At 59.4% G+C, this 7,707-nt stretch carries 6 protein-coding genes; 3 read left to right on the top strand and 3 right to left on the bottom strand.

Going from position 1 to position 7,707, the window contains the following annotated elements; all coding sequences use genetic code 11:
- The 3 genes from GGQ88_RS20765 to GGQ88_RS20755 all read right to left on the bottom strand — a co-directional run.
- A partial coding sequence (locus GGQ88_RS20765) for a strawberry notch-like NTP hydrolase domain-containing protein (protein WP_183615329.1) occupies positions 1-1,970 on the bottom strand: 1,970 nt, incomplete at its 3' end.
- A 56-nt stretch (positions 1,971-2,026) separates the two neighbouring features.
- Positions 2,027-2,785 carry a DUF7146 domain-containing protein gene (locus tag GGQ88_RS21870; RefSeq protein ID WP_425490478.1) on the bottom strand — a complete coding sequence of 253 codons (759 nt, stop codon included), beginning with the start codon at positions 2,783-2,785 and terminating at the stop codon, positions 2,027-2,029.
- Between the two features lie 150 nt (positions 2,786-2,935).
- Positions 2,936-4,246: a replication protein RepA gene (locus GGQ88_RS20755; protein WP_183615327.1), complete on the bottom strand. Its 1,311-nt coding sequence runs from the start codon at positions 4,244-4,246 to the stop codon at positions 2,936-2,938.
- 555 nt (positions 4,247-4,801) lie between these two features.
- Between GGQ88_RS20755 and GGQ88_RS20750 the strand changes: the two genes are divergently transcribed.
- The 3 genes from GGQ88_RS20750 (at position 4,802) to GGQ88_RS20740 (ending at position 7,622) form a co-directional block, all read left to right on the top strand.
- Positions 4,802-6,007 carry an AAA family ATPase gene (locus GGQ88_RS20750; RefSeq protein ID WP_183615326.1) on the top strand — a complete coding sequence of 402 codons (1,206 nt, stop codon included), beginning with the start codon at positions 4,802-4,804 and terminating at the stop codon, positions 6,005-6,007.
- Positions 6,008-6,238: 231 nt separating this feature from the next.
- On the top strand, positions 6,239-7,222 hold the full coding sequence (locus GGQ88_RS20745) for a ParB/RepB/Spo0J family partition protein (protein ID WP_183615325.1): 984 nt from the start codon (positions 6,239-6,241) through the stop codon (positions 7,220-7,222).
- Positions 7,223-7,349: 127 nt separating this feature from the next.
- Complete coding sequence (locus tag GGQ88_RS20740) at positions 7,350-7,622, top strand: WGR domain-containing protein (protein WP_183615324.1); 273 nt, start codon at positions 7,350-7,352, stop codon at positions 7,620-7,622.
- Positions 7,623-7,707 lie beyond the last annotated feature (85 nt).

Raw genomic sequence — 7,707 nt, 5'->3', positions numbered from 1 at the left:
CCGTCGCGGATTTCGCTGATGAACTGTTCGCGGGCCGCGAACGCCGTGCCCGGCCCCCACAGACCGAGACGGACCGCATAGGCGAGGTTGTTGACGTCAGATGCTCCCGTTGCCGAGGCGTAGAGCACCCGGGCGCGCGGCAGCGTGTTCTGGAGCAGGACACCAGCGATGCCCTGCAGCGAGCCCTGCTTCTGCCCCAGTGCCCCTTCCCCGCCGGCCACGCCGCCCATTTCATGGGCCTCATCGAATACGATCACACCTTCGAAGTCTTCACCAGCCCAGCGCACGATCTGGTCAAGTCGTGTGTCTTCGACGCGCGAGCTGCGCAAGGTGCCGTAAGGCACGAACAGGATGCCCTCGGGCGCAGTAATCTTCTCGCCGATCTTCCAGCGTGCAAGTTCGAGGATGTCCGACGGCAGCCCGCCTATCGCGGTCCAGTCGCGCTGCGCGTCTTCGAGGAGCGGCGCGTTCTTTGAAATCCAGATGTGGCGACGATTGCCCTTGAGCCACTGGTCAAGAATGCACGCCGCCGCTTGCCTCCCCTTCCCCGCCCCGGTCCCGTCACCCAGAAAGAACCCGGTACGGTAAAGCTGACCGTCCGGATCTTCCTTCAGCGCCACTTCGCCGGATGGATGACTGAAGCGGCCATGAAGATCGCGCGACCAGGCTTCGCCGGCATAGATCACGGTTTCAAGCTGGGCAGCCGAGAGCAGCCGCGCGGTCACCGTGCGTTCGGGCAGGCAGGGAATGTATTGGGGCCTGGGCGCGGAGATCGACGCCATGGCGGCAGATTCAACCAAGTGGGTCGGGTGTTCCCCAGCCTCGGGGATGACGACGCGCGATGGGCGATAGTCGGCATAGACCCCGCGCTGCTCGCCCATGGCAGCGGGCTGGTCGAGCACCTGGTAGGTGACGGGCCTGACATCGTTGGTCTGCGGTGCGCGCACGATCACTGGCCGGGCCGGACCGCTCTTGATCGCCCGAAACAAGCTGAGCCTGGGCCGGGTGGCGGGCGCCCCGGCAGCTTGGCGCAGCGCAGCTCGGGCTGGCACGGCTCCGATTGCCGCAAACAGCTCGCTGACCGAGGCCCGGTTGATCGTCGAGACCGACGTGTCGCCCGGCACCTTGTCGATCACCAGCAGGCGCACGGCGATGCCGGTGCCGTGCTTGGCGTAGCCACCCTTGTCGAGCCTCAGCGATAGCGCAATGCGGGTGCCCTCGAGAGTCCGACGGAAGACCTCGGCCCCGCGTGCGGACGGCGTAAACCAGTCCGGCATAATCGCTACGACCCGGCCGCCTGGCACCAGATGATCAAGCGCTGCGCGCAGATGCCGCGCCGCTGTATTCTGGTCTTCCCCGCGCGACTGCGAGATCGAGAACGGCGGATTCATCACTATCGCGCTCGGTCGCTCGGTTCCGGCGAGCAGCGCAGCGATCTTCGCACCGTCATGGCGGTAGACGCTCGCTCCGGGGAACAAGCCTTCAAGCAGGTCGGAGCGGGTTGGTTCGAGCTCATTGAGCAGGCACAACCTGACCGCGCCCCTGGCCAGCGACGTGATGATCCCGGTGCCAGCGCTTGGCTCGAGAAGGACATCGTCGCTGGCGAGACGTGCCAGGTGGACAGCAAGGTAGGCCAGTGCCGGTGGGGTCGAGAACTGCTGGAACGCGATCTGGTCTTCGCTGCGCACCGTATGGGTCGGCAGTTCCCTTGCCAGGGCTTCCAACGTTTCGACCGCGGCGCCCGCATCCATGCGGGCGACAAGTTCCGGCATCGCCATGGCCAGCGCAACTTCCAACGCCTCGAAGCTGTCGCGTTGTTGCCAGGCTCCCGCCGCGTCGCTGCCTCCGCTAGTCAACGTGATCGCCTCGCTCAGTGCTGCGCGGTCAATCGGCACAGCGAGGAGGAGCTTTGCGGCAAGCGTGCGGGCAGCGCCAAGGATCGCGCTGGCGCGGGGAAGCGTGGTGGTCATGAAGGTCTCCTGAGCTCGCGACAATCAGCGGCACGCACGCTCTCACCCCCCTCCCCTCACCGCTTCAGGAGCTGCGCCCAGTCGTTCATGCGCCCGGGAGGCCATTCAGTGTCGATCGCGAGGTCAGGTCGGGCCAGCGCTTCACGCGCCCTCGCTTCCGCGCGGCGTCCTTCGGGGTCGTTGTCGGCCAAGAGGATCACCCGCTCGACGCTGGGCGGAATTTCTAATTGATGGAATCGCTTGGCACCCATGCTGGCCCAGGCCTGAATTCCGGTCAGCGAGGTGTAGGCCGCTGCCGTCTCGAAGCCCTCGCACAGGCCTATCGTCTTGCCCGGCAGTCCGTTGGTCCAGGCAGCTCCGATTGCGCGCCCGAGTACTAGCTTTTCGGTGTAGCTGGCGCTTGATGGATCGAGGAATATCCGCTGGATCGCGACGATCTCGCCAGCTTTGCGCAAAGCGACCAGTAAGGCGGGTTCGAACTGGACAAACCTCCCCTGCCCCCTTGGACACCTCGAGTGAAATCGCAGGTCGTCCAGCGGTGCCCAGATGTTGCGGACATCCCTGACATATCGATCGGCAAGAGTTTGCTCGATCGGGCGACCAGCTTGCCAGATGTTGAGATGAGGCGGTGCTTTTTGGGACGAGCGTGCTGTCGCCACCGCAGGACCGATGCTTGGGAGATCAGCGATCCGGCGAAGCGCTCGAAGAACATCGGTTGCATCGCACCCCGCGTGGCAGGTCACCAAGATGCCGCAGTCTCCTTGACGGATCGCAAGTGATGGGGTTCGGTCTGCATGGGAAGGGCAACGACACATCGCCGTGTTGCCTGACCACTTGCCACCAAGGCGGGTGACGAGGGCACGTAGGTTTGCAGTGGGGTGATTGCTGACGAAGGACATAATCGCCCAGCTCGCCCCCACTCCCCTCCCCCGACGCGATTTAGGCTGGGTCGTAGTGCTCGGAAATCATCGGTCAGCTGCGCCAGATTGTGAACGCCGTTCGGCGTATTTGATGACGAAGGCCTCCCAGACCCTGAGCCACTCGGCATCGGTGCGCGCTTGCTTTATCCCGGGGAAGCCGGCGCGAAAAGCGTTCGCCATAGTGTCGACGCACCAGGGTGCGCCCTTATCTACACCAATCGCCCGAAACTTTGTCTCTCTATCGCCGTATGTCAGGCTACCGCTAGGGAAATGCAGCAGAGGATCAGTGGTCTTCGCCTCGCGAAGTGGCTGGCGAACTGCCGGGAGGACCGATGATCTCGGTGCGGTTTCTAATGCTGGCGCGCCAATGGCACGAAGGTGCGGCCCTACGAGCTTGCGCTCCAACGGTGCTGGTGAAGGTCTCAGGACGACCTTGCGTCCGCTGAAATCGACGTCTGCGTTGGGATAAACCGCGGAGACCAATTGCATGGTCTCGCGCACGGTTTGCCGAAAGCGCTTGTTGTCGGCGTCATTGCCCAAGTGCTTCGCTAGTTGATCCCAGGAGATTACTTGCCCCCGGTCACTACCAATACGCGGCAGTCGGTACGCAAGGTAGGTATAAAGGTCGAGCGCGGTCGGAGTACCTTTGAGCTCGCGAATGGCTACCTCGTTAAGCGGAACGGCGTGATCGAGCAGATGGCTATAGAAAGCCTCTGACATCCGAATTTCGCGCGCAAATGCGCCATTCTTCTCTAGCGATCCGGCATACTCGTTCGAAATTTTGACATCCCGAACGGCAAAAGCGTTGTCACCGCCCTCATTGCCTTCCCAACGAATTTGCCATTCGCAGGCAAGCAGCCGGTCGACCTGTTCCCGCATCAGATTGGCAGTCCCGCGAGGCCCATAGGATATCGTCTGGTAGCCTAGACGGCGCATCCACTCGGTGAAATTACGGCCCAAGTAGACGTCGCGCGATCGCTTGGTGACGGCTTGCGACAGCAAATAGATCAGTGCGACGCGCGGATAAGCACCATATGGCACTCCGATACTTCGTAGCGTCGGCTTGCCATCGACGGTTTGCAATATGGGTCTGGGATTGATCGCAAGTGCATACTTTCCGTCTTCGCGAAGGATCGGCTGCGTATCATCCTTCGGTCGCTTCGTCGGCAGCGACATTGCGCAAAGTGCCGAATGCAGAAATGCCGGAACTGGTTCTTCGTCCTGAACCCGTAGAAACGCGTCCATGGTTAGTTGTGTACCGGCAGACTGCGCGAGCGACCTGACTCGCTCCTCACCACCGCCTAGCATTGCTAGGGCGTATTGATGTCCGATAGGACGCAGTGTGTCTCCGCTCATTGAACCGTCCCTTCCCGACTCATTGGAGCCTCGGGTTGGTCGTTAAACAACAGGTTTGAGGTTCGAAAGCAAGGCCATTGGCAGTTTTGACGGATTTACAGGGATCAAACCTCCAAAATGGCCGATGATCTCAGAGCGGTTTGGTTGGACTGGCCCATACTCAAACTCAAATTGTCAAAAAGCGATTCGCGAATCGGTTTTTCTTAGGAGATTCCTTTAGTAGGTATGGGCTCCGAGATCATCGGTCTCAAGGGAACCGAGATCATCGCTTAAATGCACTGAATTCATCGGTTTGCACCGAGGTCATCGGTGGTTTTCCACAAGGGCGCAAAGCCAAGTGACCGAACATACGGGCAAGCCCAGTTGCCCATCGCGATACTGACCTACCCACCTGTAGCTGTCACCTGCTTTAGACTGATTTGACAGGTGTGAGTTCGCAACCTGAATGGAAAATGGCACGGAGATCATCGGTCAGTTTGTAAGGTTGGTGGCCGATGTTTGCTCAAAACTGCCAAGAGTGCTAATTCGCCTGCTCAATCTAACAAAGCGGTGAAAATGGCTAGCGAAGCAGCGCTCGACGCACAGACCGATGAACTCTTGGAAGACGGCCTGGGGACCTTGCACCGCAAAGCCCTCACCATCCTCAAGCGAATTCGTGATGGTGCCCTGGATCCGGAGACCGGTCAAAAGGTCGGTCCATCCTATTCAATCTCGAAGGCGGCTGCGCTTGTCGGGAGAACTGCCTCGGCAATTCGAGAGGCCGAGCGTGATGGGCGGCTACCGCAACGGGATAGAACAGCATCTGGTCACCGAGTGCAGTATACCTTGGAAGAGCTTGATCAGATGCGTGCTGTCTTCGGTACTCGACCTTGGCGAGCGCCAACGGACACCCCTGCGGTTATCTCCATTTCGAATTTCAAAGGCGGTGTCGGTAAATCGACGGTCGCGCTGCATCTCGCACAGCATTTTGCCATTCACGGTTACAGGGTTCTGTTTATCGACTGCGACAGCCAGGCCAGTTCGACAATGATGTTCGGGTACCGTCCAGACGTTGATTTGACCGAGGACGACACACTCTATGGCCATTTCCACAATCCCGAGTTGCTCGGCGTACGGTCCATCATCCGCAAGACGCATTTCTATGGCCTCGATCTGATCCCGGCCAACCTCAAGCTCTACAATCTCGAATATGAAATTGCGGGCTACCTGGCGCAAAATCAGAACTTCGACATCATCGACTTGATCGCCGAAGCCATCGACACGGTGGTCGACGACTACGACATCGTCGTCATGGATCCTCCACCGGCGCTCGGCATGGTTTCGATGGCAGTTCTGCAGGCGGCCAATGCGATGGTTATTCCCGTACCCCCGAGTGTGATCGACTTCGCTTCGACCGTGTCCTTCATCGACATGGCCCGCACCACGATGAAGCAGCTTGAGCAGATAGCCGGAAGGGTGAAGCCGGCTTATAACTTCATCCGCCTCGTCGGGAGCAGGGTGGACGAAAGCAAGTCCATGCATCGGGAAATTCTATCGATGATGCGCCAGGTGTTTGGCGGCTCAATGGCGACCTCCGTTCTGAAAACCAGCGCAGAGATCGATAACGCCAGCTCACGAATGAAGACGGTGTTTGAACTCGATCGACCGGTGACTTCTCATGAGGTTCACAACCGCTGCATGAAGCATCTGACTGACGTCTGCAAAGAGATTGAGACTGATGTCCTGCGGACTTGGACGAGCAGGGCAGGGGAGGCGGTCTAGTTGGTGTTGCCACGTGGCAACGTGGCCAAAAACAATATTAATATCAAGGGTATGGATATAAACTGAAGCAGTCATGCATGAGGCTTGGAATTTGGATTTTAAGAGTTTTCTGGGCGATGTTGCCACGTGGCAACTCGCCAAATCTGGCGGTCTCGCAGCGCGCCATAGATGGTTGTTGCCACGTGGCAACATCGCCGCCGGCGAATAGAAAAGAGAGGTTCGGAATACGCTATGGCCAAGGGAAATCGGGGCTTCGGAAGCAGCCTGACTGAAGGGCTTGATGACGATCTCGAGGTGGGCGGACCAGCTCCCTCGGAAAGCATTATGGCGAGCCGCAGTCAAAGCTTGGCACGGATAGCGGCTGGCAAAGTTGTGACCGATCGGACCGAGTGGGTCGACCCGGAACGGTGCCGTCCATGGCGGCTCCACAATCGCGATCTCGATCATCTCTCCGAAGAAAGTTGCCGCGATCTCATCGACGCATTCCTCTCTGCCAAGAAACAACGCATTCCAGCGATCGTCCGCCGCCTAAAGGATGATCCTGATTACGACTTCGAGATTATTGCGGGCGTTCGCCGTTGGTGGACGGTTCAGTGGCTACGCACCCACCATCACCCCGAATTCGAATACCTTGTCACGATCCAGAACGTCTCCGACGAAGAGGCCTTCCGAGTTTCCGACATCGAGAATCGTTCTCGGAAGGATATCTCGGACTGGGAGCGGGCAAAGGAATATTCCCGTGCGCTCGACGAGTTCTACAACTCGAACCAGAGTGAAATGGCCGAGCATCTCAAGATCTCTCGGTCGTGGCTCAGCCGCCTGTTGGATGTGGCGCGACTACCGTCAGAGATCGTGGCCGCTTTCCCGGATACCCATGGCATTACCGTGCGCGTCGCGAGGGACATCAAGCCACTGACATCTGACAAACGAGTGTTGGATCTGATGATCGCCGAAGGTCGGGCGATTGCTGCCGAGCGCAATGATTTGGGAACAGCGCTTCCCGCGCCAGAGATTGCGAAGCGCCTCATTCGAGCAACGGTTGCACCAGTGAAGTCGTCGAGCTCCGATGTCGAAGTGAAGGGGTCGAACGGCAAGGTGATCATGCGTTATGCGCATTCGGCGAGGGGAGGGTACACGTTCAAGGTTCCGCCCCGAAGCGGTGCCACAGCTGCTGAAGTGTTGAAGGCGATCGAGGCGGTTTTGCAAAAAGGCTGAGCGAAGCAACCATCCTGACCGTTTGGGGGCGTCGGGAACGATAAATCGCCTGCGTGAATCAGTCTGACTCGATTGATTCAAAATTCCCGTTGGAACTCGCGATTCCTTCTGCGGCATGTGTCCGCGCATGGACAGCCTGAACCACGGCAGCTTCGTCTGGCTTGAGGCGGTATGCGGCGAACGCAATATCGCGCGGCGCTATACCATTGCCCTAAGCCGTGATCTTTTCGGCGCGTCGATCGTCGAATTTGCTTGGGGCCGAATCGGCTCACGCGGGCAGGGCAGGGCGGTCTCGTTTGCGAGCGAGGACGAGGCGTCGCGCTTTGCGCGCCAACTGCTGCGGCGCCGGGCGAGTGCTCCCAAGCGGATTGGGGTGCCGTACCGCGAGGTTGTGGCGTGACAAAGCACGCGACACTCACTCAAGCGCATTGATAAAACGCCATAATGTCGTCTTCTCGATGAATTTTTCCTCGGCGCCGACGAAA

This window comes from Novosphingobium hassiacum, assembly GCF_014196055.1.
Taxonomy (GTDB): domain Bacteria; phylum Pseudomonadota; class Alphaproteobacteria; order Sphingomonadales; family Sphingomonadaceae; genus Novosphingobium; species Novosphingobium hassiacum.
This window is presented reverse-complemented; position numbering and strand designations above follow the sequence as displayed.